The organism is Halanaerobium sp. DL-01 (assembly GCF_003338615.1).
In the GTDB taxonomy this organism is placed as follows: Bacteria; Bacillota; Halanaerobiia; order Halanaerobiales; family Halanaerobiaceae; genus QPJE01.
On sequence record NZ_QPJN01000013.1, the window covers coordinates 44822 to 61466 of the forward strand.

General features: G+C 34.3%; 16 protein-coding genes. All 16 read left to right on the forward strand.

The features are described 5' to 3' along the window. The first annotated feature begins 56 nt into the window (after positions 1-56). The 16 genes from flhA (at position 57) to DER71_RS06245 (ending at position 16376) form a co-directional block, all read left to right on the forward strand. Positions 57-2066 (forward strand): flagellar biosynthesis protein FlhA, encoded by a 2010-nt coding sequence (gene flhA, locus DER71_RS06170; protein WP_369834985.1) that lies wholly within the window; start codon positions 57-59, stop codon positions 2064-2066. Beyond that, positions 2067-3275 carry a flagellar biosynthesis protein FlhF gene (flhF, locus tag DER71_RS06175; protein WP_114458107.1) on the forward strand — a complete coding sequence of 403 codons (1209 nt, stop codon included), beginning with the start codon at positions 2067-2069 and terminating at the stop codon, positions 3273-3275. After that, positions 3268-4179 carry a MinD/ParA family protein gene (locus DER71_RS06180; protein WP_114458106.1) on the forward strand — a complete coding sequence of 304 codons (912 nt, stop codon included), beginning with the start codon at positions 3268-3270 and terminating at the stop codon, positions 4177-4179. Before flhF ends, DER71_RS06180 begins: the two co-directional genes overlap by 8 nt. A gap of 18 nt (positions 4180-4197) precedes the next feature. Next, entirely contained in the window at positions 4198-4824 is a 627-nt protein-coding gene (locus DER71_RS06185) for a flagellar brake protein (protein ID WP_114458105.1), read from the forward strand. Then, positions 4825-5145 carry a hypothetical protein gene (locus tag DER71_RS06190; protein ID WP_114458104.1) on the forward strand — a complete coding sequence of 107 codons (321 nt, stop codon included), beginning with the start codon at positions 4825-4827 and terminating at the stop codon, positions 5143-5145. It begins immediately after the preceding gene. 23 nt (positions 5146-5168) lie between these two features. Continuing rightward, positions 5169-5915 carry a sigma-70 family RNA polymerase sigma factor gene (locus DER71_RS06195; RefSeq protein ID WP_114458103.1) on the forward strand — a complete coding sequence of 249 codons (747 nt, stop codon included), beginning with the start codon at positions 5169-5171 and terminating at the stop codon, positions 5913-5915. A 20-nt stretch (positions 5916-5935) separates the two neighbouring features. After that, complete coding sequence (locus tag DER71_RS06200; protein WP_114458102.1) at positions 5936-7531, forward strand: DUF342 domain-containing protein; 1596 nt, start codon at positions 5936-5938, stop codon at positions 7529-7531. 15 nt (positions 7532-7546) lie between these two features. Continuing rightward, the gene (gene flgF, locus DER71_RS06205; protein WP_114458101.1) at positions 7547-8302 is read left to right on the forward strand and encodes a flagellar basal-body rod protein FlgF; all 756 of its coding nucleotides are present in this window, start codon (positions 7547-7549) and stop codon (positions 8300-8302) included. Positions 8303-8398: 96 nt separating this feature from the next. After that, complete coding sequence (gene flgG, locus DER71_RS06210; RefSeq protein ID WP_114458100.1) at positions 8399-9184, forward strand: flagellar basal-body rod protein FlgG; 786 nt, start codon at positions 8399-8401, stop codon at positions 9182-9184. A 25-nt stretch (positions 9185-9209) separates the two neighbouring features. After that, positions 9210-10175, forward strand: coding sequence for a flagellar basal body P-ring formation chaperone FlgA (flgA, locus tag DER71_RS06215; RefSeq protein WP_114474418.1), 966 nt, complete (start codon positions 9210-9212; stop codon positions 10173-10175). 66 nt (positions 10176-10241) lie between these two features. Beyond that, the gene (locus DER71_RS06220; RefSeq protein ID WP_114458098.1) at positions 10242-10823 is read left to right on the forward strand and encodes a flagellar basal body L-ring protein FlgH; all 582 of its coding nucleotides are present in this window, start codon (positions 10242-10244) and stop codon (positions 10821-10823) included. A 19-nt stretch (positions 10824-10842) separates the two neighbouring features. Next, the gene (locus DER71_RS06225; protein ID WP_233487012.1) at positions 10843-11973 is read left to right on the forward strand and encodes a flagellar basal body P-ring protein FlgI; all 1131 of its coding nucleotides are present in this window, start codon (positions 10843-10845) and stop codon (positions 11971-11973) included. Between the two features lie 19 nt (positions 11974-11992). Continuing rightward, positions 11993-12313 (forward strand): rod-binding protein, encoded by a 321-nt coding sequence (locus tag DER71_RS06230; RefSeq protein WP_114458096.1) that lies wholly within the window; start codon positions 11993-11995, stop codon positions 12311-12313. 193 nt (positions 12314-12506) lie between these two features. Then, positions 12507-13031: a tryptophan transporter gene (locus DER71_RS06235; protein WP_114458095.1), complete on the forward strand. Its 525-nt coding sequence runs from the start codon at positions 12507-12509 to the stop codon at positions 13029-13031. Positions 13032-13204: 173 nt separating this feature from the next. Beyond that, positions 13205-13633, forward strand: a complete 429-nt coding sequence (locus tag DER71_RS06240) for a MarR family winged helix-turn-helix transcriptional regulator (protein WP_114458094.1) — start codon at positions 13205-13207, stop codon at positions 13631-13633. A 22-nt stretch (positions 13634-13655) separates the two neighbouring features. Beyond that, positions 13656-16376: an RND family transporter gene (locus DER71_RS06245; protein WP_114458093.1), complete on the forward strand. Its 2721-nt coding sequence runs from the start codon at positions 13656-13658 to the stop codon at positions 16374-16376. The last annotated feature ends 269 nt before the right edge of the window (positions 16377-16645 follow it).

Consider the following 16645-nt stretch of genomic DNA (forward strand, 5'->3'; position numbering starts at 1 on the left):
ATAATAGTTTAGTATACGCAAAGATAACAAAAAATAGTGATATTATATTTGCTCTCATGGTAGTAGGTATAATTGTCATGTTCATTATACCTATGCCCACAGTGCTGATGGATATACTGCTGGCAGCAAACATTACATTTTCCATGGTTATAATTCTGGTCAGTATTTATACAATAGAGCCTCTTGATATCTCTGTTTTCCCATCACTGCTCCTATTTGCAACCCTATTTAGGCTGGGATTAAATGTATCGACAACAAGGCTGATACTTGGACAGGGATATGCTGGTGAGATTATCATGAGTTTTGGTAATTTTGTTGTCGGAGGCAACTATGTTGTTGGACTTATAATATTCTTAATTTTGATTGTAATTCAGTTTATAGTAATTACCAAAGGTGCAGAAAGAGTTGCTGAGGTTGCTGCTCGTTTTACACTTGATGCAATGCCGGGTAAACAGATGAGCATAGATGCTGATCTTAATGCTGGTATTATAGATGAGAAGGAAGCTAAATATGAAAGAGCTAAAATAAGGAAAGAAGCAGATTTTTATGGAGCTATGGATGGTGCCAGTAAATTTGTTAAAGGAGATGCAATTGCCGGTATAATTATAACTTTTATAAATATTATCGGTGGTTTAATAATTGGTATGATTCAGCAGAATATGGGTTTTGCAGAAGCAGCACAGACATATACTCTGCTGACAGTAGGAGATGGACTGGTATCACAGATACCTGCTCTGCTTATTTCTACTGCCACAGGTATGGTTGTTACAAGATCAGCTTCTGAAAATAATATGGGTCAGGAGATGACAGATCAGCTTCTCAAACAGCCCAAAGCCTTATTTATAGCTGCTGCAGTTCTCACTGTTTTAGGATTTGTACCTGGGCTGCCGACACTTCCTTTTATTTTTCTAGCAGTATTTATAGCTGTGATGGGATATTTAATGTTAAATGCATCTGTAGAGGAAAAAGCTGTTGAAAAATCTCCAGAACAAACACAGATAAGTGAAGCCCAAAAACAGGAAGCAAGACAGGAGGAGTTAAAACAGCTAATTAAAGTAGATAAGCTGGAAATAGAAGTAGGATATAATCTAATTTCACTTGTTCTGCCAAAACAGGGTGGAGATTTTCTGGAAAGAGTTTCAGTTATTAGAAAGCAGATTGCAGCTGAACTTGGTATTATTTTACCACCTGTACGTATAGTTGACAATCTTCAGCTTGAGCCAAATATATACTGTATTAAGCTGCAGGGGGTAGAAATAAGCAGATATAGACTTTATGCAGATAAATATCTGGCCATGGATCCAGGTCATACTCTAGAAGAAATCGAAGGAATTGAAACAGAAGAACCTGCCTTTGGTACACCTGCGATCTGGATTGAGGAAGAAGATAGAGAAAGAGCAGAAATGGCAAATTATACAGTGGTAGACCCCAGCTCAGTGTTGGCTACCCACCTGACAGAAGTTATAAAAAAACATTCCCACGAACTGCTGGGAAGACAGGAAGTAAAAAAACTTATAGATAATATTAAGGATGATCAGAAAGCAGTTATAGATGAACTTATACCGGATAAGATGAATTTGGGTGGAATACAGAAAATACTGCAGAATCTTCTTTGGGAGAATATACCGATTAAAAATCTTGTTTTAATACTGGAAACACTTGCTGATCATGCAGGAAGAACAAATGATATAACTGTTTTGACAGAATATGTAAGACAGGCACTATCACGTCAGATAAGCAGTCAATTTACAGGGCCAGACAATACCCTTTATGTATTTACCATAGATCCAGCAAAAGAAGAACAGCTGGTCAATGCACTGGAGCAGTCTGATCAGGGCAATTATCTATCTCTACAGCCCGCCCAGGCACAGAATATTATCAATCAAATCGTAGAACAGGCAAAAGAACTTTTAGAAAAAGGTAATGATCCAATTTTACTGACATCACCTATGATCAGGCGTCCAATTAAAGAACTGGTACACAGAACATTTGAAGATTTAATTGTTCTGTCATTTAATGAACTTGAACCTGATGTTGATCTTCAAGTACAGGGGGTTGTTAAATAGATGAAAATAAAGAAATATACTGGAGAAACAATACAGGATGTAATATTCAAAGTAAAAGCTGATCTGGGTCCAGAAGCAATTATTATAGAAAAAAGAAAATTTCAAAAAGGCGGTATTTTTGGATTTTTTGGAAAAACAGTTGTTGAAGTACTGGCAGCACTTGAAGAAAAAAGCCGGCCCCATTATCAGCCGGTTGACAGCAGGGTCAGCAGAAAAAAAGAAGAATTAGTTAAAGAAAAGCTGCCTGACAGACCGGAAGAATTATTAAAAAGTGAAACAGAAGCACCTAAAGCAGAAAAAATAGAATCTAAAAATATAGAGGATAAAAATAAAGAAAGAGCTGATTTTTCAGCTGAAAGAAAAAAAGATGAGAAGATAGAAGAAGATCATAAAGCAGAGATTAGTGTCGAAAAAGAAATCAAGGAAAGCTACAAAAATACTAAAATATATAATCATCTTTTCCATCAGGGAGTAGAAGAAGATTGTTTAAATTCTTTTATTAATAAGCTGAATAAAGGTGCAGGTTTTCCACTTAATGATAATTACAGCGAAAAAATAGAATCATTCAGCCGCAAATATTTTGCCGACTGTTCACCTATAAAAATAGATAAAAAGAGAAAGGTTGTTTCATTTATTGGTCCTACAGGAGTTGGTAAAACTACAACAATTGCCAAAATAGCAGCTTATTTTGCAGTAGATAAAAACAAAAAAGTCGGTTTAATAACGGCAGACACCTACAGAATAGCTGCTGTAGAACAGCTGCAGACATACAGCAATATAATAGATATTCCCTTTAAAGTATGCTACAGCAGTGGTAAACTTAAATCTATGATAGAGGGTAAGTTTAAAAACTGTGATCTAATATTTATTGATACTCCTGGCAGCAGCTGGAAAGATCAGCTTCAGCTGGGTAGACTTAAGGATTACACTGAAAACGAGATAATAGATGAAGTTCACCTTCTTGTCAGCTTGAATATTAAGAGCAGGGACATGTATAATATTATTGAGCGCTTCGAAAAAATGAATCCGGATAAAATACTGCTGACAAAGCTTGATGAGACAGGCAGCTATGGCGACTTAATTAATATTAAAGAAAGATATAATCTTCCATTTTCTTATCTAACTTTTGGACAGGATGTTCCAGAAGACATTAATCCGGCCTGCCCGGAAATATTATTTAAATATTTATTTGGTGATTATCATGTTTAGTCAGGCTGCAAAATTAAAAGAAATAGTTCAAAAGAAAAAAGAAAAGATGCTGGAAAACAGTGGTGATAATAATTCCATTAGGCATAAGAGTAGAGCTAGGACAATAGCTATTGCCAGCGGCAAAGGTGGTGTTGGTAAATCAACCCTTACCGTTAATCTGGCTTATAATTTAGCCAGGCTGAAAAAAAAAGTGCTGATAATTGACAGTGATATTGGAATGGCAAATCTGGATATTATGCTCGATATCAGTCCAATTTATGATATGGGGCATCTTTTGAGGGGAGAATGTACCCTTCAGGAAGCAATTGTCAAAGATCCAAGTGGAATTAGTATTCTCAGCGGAATTACTGGAGATGACACTTTTATAGATCTTAATACAGATATGATGAACAAAATAATTAATATAGCTGGAGAAATGGAAAAAGATTATGATTATCTGCTGATTGATTTAGGTGCAGGAGCAGGTAAAAATATAGTCAGTACAATTCTTTCTGCAGAGGAGCTTCTTTTGGTTCTTACTACAGAACCAACATCTGTAATGGACAGCTACAGCCTTATAAAAATACTGGCAAAATATAATTTTGATAAATCAGTTAAACTTGTATTAAATCAGGTCGATAGAAAAAAAGATGCCCAAAAAACTGCCGAAAGAATGAAAAAGACAGTTAAAAAATATCTAAACATTGAGCTGGATTTAGTCGGCCAGATATCTCACGACAGAAATATCAGCACTGCTGTAAAAAAGCAGAGGCCTTTTTCTGAAATATATGCTGGAAGATCTGCAGCAGAAGATTTTGAAAAGTTAGCTAAAAAAATTAGTGGAGAAGAAGGAGAAAAGCAGAGCAAAGGTGTTAAAAGCTATTTTTACAAAATGATAGGATTTTTTAACAGCAGCAGGAAATAATCACTGGAGTTGAAGATGATGAAATTACCAGAAATTAATCAAAAATTAGAAATAGAAATTTTGACTGGACTTTACAAGGGTAAATATTTAAGCAAAGTTGCTGATATAAAAAAGGGCGGAATTCTTATTACTGGCCTGTATCGGGAAGGAGCGTCTTTGCCGGTTAGGATCAACCAGGATATTGAAGTCTATTTTACAACAGAGAGGGCAGCATATAAGTTTAAGAGCAGAGTAAAAAAGAGATTAAAAGAACCATTTCCACTTCTCTATATAGAAAAACCGGAAAACATAATCAGAATTCAGCGCAGAGACTATTTCCGCCTTGAAGTCAGTGGACAAATAACTATATACAGTCAGGAAGAAGAGAAGCTTATGGAAGCAAGACTGCTTGATATCAGTGGGGGAGGAATTAAAATAGAAGTAGATGAACATTTTGATAAAGGTCAGAAAATTAAGGTTGAGCTCAAAAATATTTTAAAGGAAAAAGAGCTGATCAGTGCTTCTGTTGTGAGATCACATAAAAAAGATCACAAAAGCTGGGAACTTGGAATTAAATTTGAAGATATTGAAGAGAATTTAAGAGAAGAGATTATTCAGTGGATATTTGCATATCAGCGAGAAAACAGAAAAAAAGGATTAAGTTAAATGCTTTTTAAATCAATTTTATTTGGCTTTATATTTTATGTTTTAAATACAATATATTATTTAATAAATAAAATGGAACTAAAAACAGTCTTTTTTAAAAGTATCAATAGAACTATTATTTTTGTGCTGATATTTAATCTTATATTTCTTTTAACTTCAATTTTGAAAGACCGCAGTAGTAAAAATAGTTCTGATTTAAGTAATGAAAGTAAAGATAAAAATCAATCAGATACTAAAGAATCTGACGAAGGAAATGCGGAAGATGATGGGTTTTCACCAATTAATCCTCCTGAAATAGAATATACTCAGAGGGAAGATTAATAATCAAAAAAAGGAAGATTATTATGCCTAATAATGAAAAACTATGGCAGAAGTATAAAGAACAGGATGATATGCAGGCCAGAGAAGCTCTTATTTTAGAACATATTAATCTTGTTAGATATGCTGCAGGCAGAATAAGTGTTATACTGCCTGATCATATAGATAGAGATGATCTGGAAAGCTATGGAATCATTGGTCTGATAGAAGCTGTAGAAAATTTTGACTGGAGCAGAAATATTAATTTTTCCACCTTTGCACTGCCGCGTATAAAAGGAGAAATTTTTGATCATTTAAGAAGTCAGGATTGGCTTCCCAGCAGCATGAGGAGACAGATTAAATTAATAGAGGAAAGAAAATTAGATTTTAAAAATGATCAGGGCCGTGACCCTTCAAACAGTGAATTAGCAGAAATAATGAATATGGATATAGAAAAAATTGAAGACATACTTTACCGCAAATATCTATCTGACTGGATATCGCTGTCTTATGAGTATGATGGCTCAGAATTGATACAGCTTATAGATTCAGGTGCAGATAAGCCAGTTTCTAAAATGGAAGAAGAAGATGCAGTAGAACTGCTGGCTGAAAAAATTGATAGCCTCAAAGAAAGAGAAAAACTTCTTGTCCAGCTGTATTACTATGAAGAACTGACACAGTTAGAGATAGCAGAAATAATGGATATTAGTCCGGCCAGAGTATCTCAGCTACATAAACAGATTGTCCGCCGACTCAGAGGAATGTTGAGCAGAAGTAAAGAATATTTTTTCTAATGAAAAGCAGGTGAATCAAATTGAATAAAAACAAAAATCAATTTAACGGAAAAGAATATCTTCTTAAATTTACTGATAGTGATGTAAAAATTAAGATAAATTATGATAGTGATATTTCACTGTCTGATATAAAGGATTCTTTGCAGGAAAAAAATATTGTAGAAGTAGATTCTGAGCTGCTTGAGGAAAGATTTCAGGATAGATATGAAGATTGGTTTACAATTGCTCCAAGAATTAAAGATTTAGATGAAGACGACAAAATTAGTTTAAAGATTTCTGATGACAGAATGAAAGCATTTATGAGCTTTGATCCAGGTAATGGGAGCAGTATTATTCATTATGAAGATGTAAAAATACTGCTGGAAGAAAAAGATATTTGTTTTGGTTTAAAAGAAGACCAGATCAAGAAGATAATTGAAAATCGAATTCCCGTTAATGAAACATTAATAGCTGAAGGGAAAAAACCTGAAGCAGGTAAAGATTCAGAATTGATCTATCATTTTGAACAAAAAGAAAAAAATGTTGGAACTCTGCGTCAGGATGGAACAATGGATTTTCACAACAGAAATTTGATAACAAATGTTAAAAAGGGAGAAAAGCTTCTGACAAAAATTCCGGCCCAGAAAGGTAAACCGGGCAGAAATGTTAAAGGAGATGAAGTTAAACCTCAGCCTGTAAAAGATAAAAAACTTCCCAGAGGGAAAAACACTGTAAAAAAAGATTTGTGTGTTTATGCAGCTATTGACGGCCAGGTAATAAAAGAAAAAGATAAGGTTCATGTAAGACCTGTGCTGAATATAAAAGGTGATGTAGACCTAACTACAGGTAATATTGATTTTTTGGGAAGTGTTAAAATAAGTGGTGATGTTAGAGAAGGTTTTATTGTTAAAGCAGCTGGAGATATAGATATACAGGGTAATGTTGGAGCTGCAGAAATTAAAAGCAGCCAAAATGTGAGTATCAAAAAAGGTTTTTTGGGCAGAGGTAAAGGAAAAATTGAAGCTGAAGGTGAAGTAAGGGTTCGTTTTGTTGAAAACGGAAGTATTACAGCTGAAAAAATTATGATTCATGATGCATCTATGCACAGTGAGCTGAAGGCAAAAGATAGAATTGTCGTCAAAGGTGGAAAGGGTTTAATTGTAGGTGGAAAAGCATCAGCACACAGTTTAATTGAAGCTAATATTGTTGGTTCAAGCCTTGCAACAAAAACCATATTGGAGGTAGGACTGGATCCGGGAATTCATGCTAAATATAAAGAAAAAAAAGATGAGATGGAGTCACTTAAAAAAAACTTAGATAAAGTGATGAAAGGAATTAGAATGTTGAAACAGTTGAAAAACAAGGGTATAAAGCTGACCAAAGATAAAATAGTGATGTTTAATAAATTTTTGGAAACCGAAAAAGAGCTGAAAAAGAAAGAAAAGAATCTAAAAGAGGAAATAGAAGATCTGGAGCTGCAGCTATCTAATAATGTAAAAGGAGAGATAAAAATTAATGAATTAGTTTTTCCCGGAGTTCATCTTTTAAGCAGTAAGGATAAGCTGATAATTCAAAATAAAACTGCAGAATCGTGTTTTACAGAGGTAAATGGAGAATTAAGACAAAAAACTTTATAAAGGGGGTGAAAAATTTTGATAAAAGGACTTTATACAGCTGGGGCAGCAATGTTAGCTGCTGAAAAACAGAGCAGTATTACTGCTAATAATCTTGCAAATGCAGGTACAGTTGGTTTTAAAAGGGCAGGCAGTCTTAAAAGGTCTTTCCCAGAAATGCTGCTTAAGAAAATTGAAGCAGGAGAAAAAAACCGCGAAATTGGGTCTATTTCTTCTGGAGTTTATACTGAAAGAAAATTTAAAGATATGAGTCAGGGTGATCTGCGGAAAACAGGAAATAAGCTGGATCTTTTTATTCAGGGAGAAGGATTTTTTGCTGTCCAAACACCTGGCGGAATACGCTATACGCGTAATGGTAATTTTACACTTAATAGAAATTCAGAAATAGTTACACAGTCTGGTTATCAGCTGCTTGACATAAATGGTGAGCCGGTACAGACAATTCCAGAACGCGAATTTTTTATTGATGGACAGGGCCAGCTTTCGTTTTCTGGTGGACTTCAAGGAGCAGAAATTGCAGTTGTTAATTTTCCGGAAGAGGAAAGCTTAATTCAGGAAGGTGACAATCTTTATGTTCCAGCAGATGAAGCACAAATGCCGGCAGCAACCGATGCTGTTATTCTGCAGGGATATCTTGAAAACTCAAATGTTGAAATTGTAAAAGAAATGGTCAATATGATTAAAACGACCCGCCATTATGAAGCAGGTCAGAAAGTCATCTCAAGTATAGATGACAGTCTGGGTAAAGCTATTAATGAAGTTGGTAAAGCATAAAGAATCAAATTCAGCTGGACCTCAAAGAGGAAGCTGAAACAGACACCGTTGACTGATAGATATGGTGTTAAATTACAATTAAAATGAGGTGGAAATATGATTAGTGCACTCTGGACTGCTGCAACAGGAATGAATTCTCAGCAGACCAATATAGATGTTATTTCAAATAATCTTTCCAATGTAAACACAAGTGGATTTAAGAAGACAAGGGTAAATTTTGCAGATTTAATGTATTCTGAGATAAAACAGCCGGGAACTCCTAATACTAGTGGAGCCCAAATTCCGGTCGGAATAGAAGTAGGACATGGGACAAAAGTAAACAGCACTCAAAAAATGTTTACTCCTGGTAATGTTCAGAATACAGATAATCCACTGGATTTTCTTATAGAAGGAGACGGGTTTTTTAGAGTAATGCGGCCTGATGGAAGTTATGTCTATACTAGAGATGGTTCATTTAAACGAGACAGCACAGGTCAGGTGGTTACAGCAGATGGATACATTCTTTCTCCACAAATAGTTATCCCGGAAGAATCTACAAGTATATCGGTTACTTCTGATGGTGCTGTTAATGTAAAAAATCCGGATGGTACAGTACAGCAGATTGGAGAAATTGAACTCTACAGATTTGCAAATCCTGCCGGACTCATCAGTGAAGGAAGAAATCAGTTTTCTATTTCAAGTGCTTCTGGTGATCCAAGAGCAGGTGTGCCTGGAGAAGAGGGATATGGAACAATAAGCCAGGGCTTTCTGGAAATGTCAAATGTAAAAGTAGTGGAAGAAATGGTAAATATGATAGCTGCACAGAGAGCTTATGAAGTTAATTCAAAGGCGATAACTGCAGCAGATGAGATGCTTCAGACTGCCAATCAGCTGAGGAGATAGTATTAAAAAGGGTGAATATAATATAATGCTAAAAAAAATACTGCTGCTGGTTCTGCTGCTGATTTTTAGTTTTAATGTTCAGGCCTTTGATATTTCAATACCACCGGAAATTTCTATTAATTCGGACAGGATTACTTTAGAAGAGATATCGATAATAGAGGCAGGAGATCTTTCTGCAGCAGAGCTAAAAAAGTTAAAGAAATTGGATTTTGGGAGGGCACCACTGCCTGGATATGAAAAAACACTCAGTCAGGCTCTTGTAGAAATTTCCATAAAAAATCTCGGATATAATAATAATGATTTTAAATTAACTATGCCTTCAGATATAGTTGTGAAGAGAAACAGCAGCCAAATTACAGCTGAACAAATAGCAGAAGTAGTGAAAAAACAGCTGAAAAAGAAGGCAAATATTGATAAAGATAAGATACTGATAAAAATTAACAGTCAGCCTGACCCAATAATGATACCAGCTGGAGAATATGAGATTATTATAAATGATAATTATAATTTAAAACTGGGCCAAATACTTGTAGTGTTAGAAATATATCAGAATGGCAGTCAGTATAAAAAAATATATGTGCCTTTAAAGCTGGGGGTCAAAATGACAGTATTTAAAGCAAAAAGAAGATTTAATCATGGAGAAAAAATTAATAGAGAAGATTTTGAGAAAGTGGAAGATGAAGTTTATTCTGACAAAAACAATCTTGTTTCTGAATGGAATAATAAAAAAATCAATGGAAAAGTATTTAGAAGGTCGCTTCCTGCTGGGAGCTATCTTTCCTATGATGATTTTAAAGATCCTGTTTTGGTCAGGTGGGGAGACAGAGTTAAAGCAGTTGTAGAGATAAATAATATATCTGTAACTGCTTTTGTCACTGCCCGTGGGCGAGGCAAACTGGGAGATATAATAGAAGTTGAAAATCCACAGACAGGGTTTCGCTTTCAGGCAGAGGTAATTTCAGCTTCTGAAGTCAGATTTATGTCCAAATAAAAATTTGTTTTGTCTGGTGAAAAAATGAATAAATTTGTTTAGTTTTCGCAAAAATGAGGTGGAAAAATGTTAATACAAAATAAGGTGGTTATTATTCTGCTTCTTTTTCTAATAATATTTACTTCAGCAGTTTGTGGTAAATCTCTCTGGAGTGAAGATGGTTCTGGATTTTATAATGATTATCCAGATTACAGCTCTGGAGATATAATAACAGTTGTGATAGAAGAAGATGCAAGTGCGATCCAGACTGCCAACACTGATACAAGTCAGTCAAACAGTGTTGATGGATCTGCTGGAACAGGTTTTTTAGATTTTCTTGATTCATTTGGTTTCGGTTATTCTGATTCTGATTCTGCCGATGGACAGACACAGAGAAGCGGTACCCTGACAGCTGATATCACAACAGAAATTGTTGAAATTACCAAAAATGGAAATCTGAAGATAGAGGGAAGAAAGGTTGTTAAGATCAATGGAGAAACACAGATTATTAAACTGTCAGGTGTAGTTCGCCCTGAGGATGTTGATTTTGAGAACAATGTTTCTTCAAAAAATATTGCTCAGGCAGAGATTGAATATGAAGGTGAAGGTCCTGTGGGGGACAAACAGCAGCCGGGACTGCTGGGCAGACTGTTTAACTTCATCTTTTAATGGAAGAAGGGATATATTGTTGAAATTTACTTTAAAGATTAAAATAAAAGTGGTGGCTTTATTAATAATGGTTCTTTTTACTTTTCAGTTTTCTACCACAGCAGCAGAACCATCTGTTGAAATAGGAAATATAACCAGAATTAAAGGAATGCGCGAAAATCAGCTGATAGGTTATGGTATAGTTGTTGGTCTAAATGATAGTGGTGATTCCAATAGAAGTCAGTCAACAGTACAGAGTGTGGCGAATATGCTGCGGAATTTTGGTATATATGTTGATTCTGGACAGGTTGCAAGCCAAAATATAGCTGCTGTAATGGTTACCGGCAAACTGCCTCCAGTTGTCCACAGCGGAGATCAGATAGATGTAACTGTCAGTTCCATTGGTGATGCTGAAAGCCTTCAGGGAGGAACACTTCTTATGACTCCACTAAAAGCTCCAAATGGAGAAGTTTTTGCCTCTGCACAGGGAGCTATCTCTATTGGAGGCTATAATGTCAGCGGTGGTGGAAATACCCAGAGAGAAAATCATCCGACCGTGGGGAGGATCCCTGGTGGGGCTATGATAGAAAAAGAACTTTCGGTTAATTTACACGGAAACAGTCTTACCTATGTACTGGATAATCCAAACTTTGAAACTGCAGGTCAAATTGCAGAAATGATAAACAGCAAATTTTCATCACCAGATATAGCCAGAGCTCAGGATTCATCTACTGTAAATATAGAAATACCAGCAAACTATTCAAATAAAGTTGTAGAATTTATTGCAGAGGTAAATAATCTTAAGGTTAGACCTGGACTGGAAGCAAAAGTTGTTATAGATGAAAGGACCGGTACGGTTGTCTTCAGCCATAATGTGAGGATTTCTACAGTTGCTGTTGCACACGGAAATCTATCTGTTAAGATTACAACAGATACAGAAGTTTCCCAGCCACCTCCATTAAGTGCAGGTGAAACAGAAGTAACAGAAGATGTGCAGATAGAAGTTAAAGAGGGTGAAGAAGGTAATATGATGGTAGTAGGGCAGCAGACAACAATTGAAGATTTAGTAACTGCATTAAATGCAATAGGTGCTACACCAAGAGATATAATTTCAATAATACAGAAGATAAAGGCAGCCGGTGCACTACATGCTAAATTGGAAATAATATAAAATGCTGGAGGTTTAAGCTATGCAGATAAATAATTTAGACAGCAGTGCCAGATATTCAGCTCTGCAGCAGATGGAAACGAGAAAGTCAGCTGAGCTAAAAAATGCAGTTAAAAATGGTCAAAAGCTTGAAGAAACTGCTGCAGAATTCACATCTATATTTATCGAAAAAATGTTTTCAGCAATGAGAAATACGCTTTCCGATGAAAAACTTATTGATGGTGGGTATGCGGAAGATGTATTTACAGATATGCTATATAAAGAATACAGCCTTATGGCAGGGAAGCAGGGTCTACTGGCAGACTTAAATAGAAAACTTGTAGTTCAGCTGAGATCAGAATAAATATGTGAATATTTTCATTTGTACCGGGTACGAAAAGGCCTTTTCGTACCCGGTACATAAACATAAAATATTTTGACATTTATTTTTAAATAATATATAATATTAGTAATTAATGTTCTAGCTGATTTTAGTTTTAGAGAAGAGACGAGATTAGATTAGTTTTTCAAAAAAAAATGAGGAGAGATGAGTTGAGATGAAAACTAAAGACTTAGCACAGGCAGCACTTTTGGTGGCGATTGGTTTTATTTTACACGCACTTTTTCCACCAATTGTACTGGGGATGAAGCCGGATTTTGCTCTGGCTATGATGTTTATTTTGTTGATTATCAAGCAGGATTTTAAACTTGGATTTTTGGTAGCAGTATCGACAGGTATTTTTACTGCTTTAACAACCGGTTTTCCGGGAGGTCAGCTGGCCAATATGGTGGATAAACTAGTCACTTTTTTAATTATTTATCCTCTGATACCGTTAATTTTAAAACTTCCTTCAGTTAAGCTGTCAACTGCTATAATTACTTTTATGGGAACACTGGTAAGTGGAGCTGTATTTCTCGGAACAGCAGCTTTTATAGTAGGTCTTCCAGGACCATTTACCGTATTGTTTTCCACAGTGGTTCTGCCGGCAGCAGTTATAAACACTGTAACAGCTGTTGTAGTATTCAGTGTTGTACATTTTGCTTCAGAATTAAGCCAGGCAGAAAATGAAATAACACAGTAGAATAATAGTAACAGTAAAATTTTTTAATGAACATTTAGCCCCCTCATATAAAAGGGGGCTTTTAGTTTTTATAACTGGTAATATATTTTAAATTTTTAGTTGCAGCTGCAACTAAAATATGTTATTCTTTGATTGAGATAGTTGCATATGCAACAGAATTAGAGGTGAATTATATGTATATAAGTGCTCCTATTGGAAAATGGATAGCCAGATTATATAAAGATCATGACCAGTTTGTGGATGAATTACTTGAAAAACATAATTTAAATCACAGTGAAGGCAATATATTGATACATTTATACAAAGATGGAGATGGTATTAATCAAAAAGCTTTGGAAGAATGTCTTGGGGTTGATAAAGCAACAGTATCTCGTTCTATAAAGACACTGCTGAGGAAAAAATATCTAAGAAGGAATAAATCCCCCTCTGATGGAAGAGCTAATTTAATATATTTAAGTAAAAAAGCAGAAGAAAAAAGAGAAGAAATAGAACATATTTATCAGCAGTGGTTTAAGATATTTTTACGTGAAATACCGGAAGAAGATGCAGAAGTTGTAATTAAAACTCTAAAAAAGATGTATCAAATGGTTCAAAATAGCTAATAAGCTGATGGAGGTAGGAACTATGAATCAAATTTTAAAATATAATAAAATAATAGTAATAGTAATTTTATTGATAACGATATTTTTTGCTTTTCAGATTCCTAAAGTAGAGATTAACAATGATATTGAAGTTTTCCTGCCTGATGATCATTTTACAAAGGTTCAAAATGATAGAATGAAAGATATTTTTGGAGAAAGTGACAGTATAGTGGCAGCTGTTAAAGTTACAAGAGGCAGTATTTTTGATAGAAACAATCTCAGTATTATTGATAATATGTCTTCAGAGTTTGAAAAAATAAAATTTGTAGATGAAGTGACATCTATTACAAATGTTGATTTTATAGAAGGAAGTTCTGAAGGTATGATTGTTGAAGAACTGGTTGAAGAACTGCCAGAAGGAAAAGAAGATATAAGAAATATTAAAGAAAAAATATTAAGCTGGGATCTATATAAAAATAACCTTTATTCTGAAGATTTTAAGGCTACCCAGATTTTAATTTCTCTTGATGAAGATTTAAATAATAATGAAGAAAGACAGGCTTATTATCAGATTAAAGAGACAGCAGACAAATATAAACAGAGCGGAATTGAAAGTTATATTTCTGGATCTACAGCCATCAATGTACTGATGGGCGATAATATGGTACAGGATATTAAATATTTAATTCCATTTATAATTGCCGTATTGATTATTACTCTCTATTTATTTTTCGATAAAATTTTTGCAGTTTTTTTAATAATGTTGACTGTATCAATTAGCAGTATCTGGTCGATTGGACTGATGGCGTTTTTGGGGATTAATATGACACTTGTTTCTACAGTTATACCTGTACTTTTAATTGCAGTGGGAAGTGCATATGGAATTCATATTTTAAGCCATTATTATGATTATATTAATGATCATAACGGTGAGCTGAGTACAGAAGAACAGAAAAAAATAGTTTTAAAAACTGTTAATCAGATGGAGAAAGCTGTTTTTCTGGCGGCTTTAACAACAGCTGTAGGTTTTGGATCACTGGCATCCAGTGACATCGTGCCTATCAAAACTTTTGGAATTTTTACTGCTGTTGGTATTGCGGCTGCATTTTTAGTTGCGCTGTTCTTGATTCCATCACTTTTAATTTTAACCTATCAGTACAGAGATAATATTAATAATGGAGAATTTAAAGGTAGAGAACATTTTTCTTCTGTCATAAGAAGTCTGCATGATTTTTATGCAGAAAAGAGAATTTCAATAATGCTGACTGTTTTGATCATAACTGCTGTATCGTTTATGGGTTTTAACAAAATTATAGTGGATACACCACTAATAGAAATGTTTAGAGAAGATACAGAAATCAGAAGAGCAGATAATTTTATAAATGAAAATTTTTCTGGAACTAACATAATGAAGGTGATGGTTGAGGGAGAGGAAATAGGTGATCTCAACCATCCGAAAATATTGACAGAAATAGACAGAATGCAGAACTATATTACTGATAATTTTACAGAGGTTGGGAAAACTACTTCTATTGTAGATTACATAAAAAGAATGAATCAGGTTATGCACTATCCGGAAGAAGAAAAAGACAGAACAGAAGAAAGTATATCTGATGCTGAAATAAGTGAAGAAACCACTTCTAATTTTTATAAAGAGAAAGAAACTACTTCAAGTTTTTATAATTCTACCGATGAGGAAGAAACTGCTACGAGCTTTTATGATGAATCTGGAGAAGATACTGCTTCGAGTTTCTATAATGAAGAAAAAGAAGATACTGAAAGTCAGGCTGATAGAGAGGGTGTAAAAACTAAACAGCCGCAGGTTATGGCTGGCCCTAATAGAGAAAAAAATATGTCTGAATATGATATGATAATGATTTTAAATTCTGCTCTCATCAGAGCTGAAAAATCTAATTTAAATGCTGTAGAATTGGTGGATTTAATAAAGGAAGAGCTTAATTATAAAGCAGCAGTATATTATGAGATTCCGTCAGATTTGGAAAAATATAATGCGGAAAGCCAGAAAAATCTGCAGAATCTAATTTCTCAATATCTTCTTCTGTATTCGGGCAATGTAGATGATTTAATAAATGATCAGATAGAGCCGGATAAAGCGCAGATTCTGCTGCAGCTAAATGATCCCAGCAATCTAATAGCTAGAGATGTAAGAAAAGAAGTACTTAAATATGCTGAAGAAAATTTTCCTAAAAAATATCAGACTACTGTAACAGGTAATGCTGCTATGGCACTTGAAGCAAATAATTTGATTGTCAGCAGTCAGACAAGAAGTATAATTATTTCATTTATTATTGTGTTTTTGATTGTTTCAGTTTCATTTAAATCTTTAATTGCCGGAATTTATGGTATAATTCCACTTGCTTTTTCTCTTATAATTAACTTTGGTTTAATGGGGCATCTGGGAATTAAATTAGATGTTGGAACAGCAATGGTTGCCTCAATTGCTATTGGTATTGGGGTTGATTATACTATACATTTTCTTCACACATATTATGCAGAACGAAGAGGAGAAGATGATTTGTATACAGTGACGAAAAAAACACTCAGTTCAACCGGAAAAGCCATTATCTTTAATGCAATTTCTGTTGCAGCTGGTTTTCTAGTTCTGCTTTTTTCCAATTTTTATCCACTTGTATATCTTGGCTTTCTAATAGCGGTTACTATGTTTACTTCGTCAATTGCTTCTTTAACAATACTGCCGCTGTTGTTAAATATCTTTAAACCTAAATTTATAAGTAAAAATTAAGTTTAAAAAAAGTAATAATCATAACTGATTTATATAAATATATCTGTATTTTGCTTTAATAGTTTTACCGCCGATATATTTTATTTTGTAGTTTGTTAAGATGATAGTTTTAGAAAAATAAAATTAAATAGAGAATCTTTAAAAATAGGTAAATAAATTATTTAGGTTTTTATAGTGATAGAAGTTATAGTCTGCTAGCAAACCTCGTGGGCTTGCCCCGAGAAAATAGCAGACGGTTTTGAATTTCAATTATTATGTTTAGCTAATAA

What these genes read in the sequence shown, in the direction of transcription:
- flhA (WP_369834985.1), top strand. Translation starts at nt 57, where the DNA reads ATGGTAGTAGGTATAATTGTCATGTTCATTATACCTATGCCCACAGTG.
- flhF (WP_114458107.1), top strand. Translation starts at nt 2,067, where the DNA reads ATGAAAATAAAGAAATATACTGGAGAAACAATACAGGATGTAATATTC.
- DER71_RS06180 (WP_114458106.1), top strand. Translation starts at nt 3,268, where the DNA reads ATGTTTAGTCAGGCTGCAAAATTAAAAGAAATAGTTCAAAAGAAAAAA.
- DER71_RS06185 (WP_114458105.1), top strand. Translation starts at nt 4,198, where the DNA reads ATGAAATTACCAGAAATTAATCAAAAATTAGAAATAGAAATTTTGACT.
- DER71_RS06190 (WP_114458104.1), top strand. Translation starts at nt 4,825, where the DNA reads ATGCTTTTTAAATCAATTTTATTTGGCTTTATATTTTATGTTTTAAAT.
- DER71_RS06195 (WP_114458103.1), top strand. Translation starts at nt 5,169, where the DNA reads ATGCCTAATAATGAAAAACTATGGCAGAAGTATAAAGAACAGGATGAT.
- flgG (WP_114458100.1), top strand. Translation starts at nt 8,399, where the DNA reads ATGATTAGTGCACTCTGGACTGCTGCAACAGGAATGAATTCTCAGCAG.
- flgA (WP_114474418.1), top strand. Translation starts at nt 9,210, where the DNA reads ATGCTAAAAAAAATACTGCTGCTGGTTCTGCTGCTGATTTTTAGTTTT.
- DER71_RS06220 (WP_114458098.1), top strand. Translation starts at nt 10,242, where the DNA reads ATGTTAATACAAAATAAGGTGGTTATTATTCTGCTTCTTTTTCTAATA.
- DER71_RS06230 (WP_114458096.1), top strand. Translation starts at nt 11,993, where the DNA reads ATGCAGATAAATAATTTAGACAGCAGTGCCAGATATTCAGCTCTGCAG.
- DER71_RS06235 (WP_114458095.1), top strand. Translation starts at nt 12,507, where the DNA reads ATGAAAACTAAAGACTTAGCACAGGCAGCACTTTTGGTGGCGATTGGT.
- DER71_RS06240 (WP_114458094.1), top strand. Translation starts at nt 13,205, where the DNA reads ATGTATATAAGTGCTCCTATTGGAAAATGGATAGCCAGATTATATAAA.
- DER71_RS06245 (WP_114458093.1), top strand. Translation starts at nt 13,656, where the DNA reads ATGAATCAAATTTTAAAATATAATAAAATAATAGTAATAGTAATTTTA.